Below are 273 nucleotides of genomic sequence, written 5' to 3'. Positions count from 1 at the left end.
ATGATGCGTTGAAGGATTTTGCTTTTTTGATCAGTCAGAGTTTTCGCTATTCTGACTTATTTGCTCGAGTCGGTGGGGATGAGTTTGTTGTTTTGTATTCAGGGGTAGCGGAAGAAGAAGCACAGACGATGATTCAGCGTTTTCAGAAAACGGTGGATGATTTCAATGTACAGCAAAACCGCCCATATCAGTTATCTTTCAGTGCCGGGGTTTACACCTTGCCTGCCGGTAAAACGATGAACCTGGACGAGATTCTGGCGAAAGCGGATTCCA

1 protein-coding gene is annotated in these 273 nt (G+C 45.1%); it reads left to right on the top strand.

Annotated elements, in window-relative coordinates:
* Positions 1-26: 26 nt before the first annotated feature.
* The coding region (locus tag ACYP03_RS26110; RefSeq protein WP_459782685.1) for a diguanylate cyclase domain-containing protein at positions 27-273 on the top strand (247 nt) is incomplete at its 3' end.

It is taken from the genome of Photobacterium sp. R1, from assembly GCF_054600795.1.
This window is presented reverse-complemented; position numbering and strand designations above follow the sequence as displayed.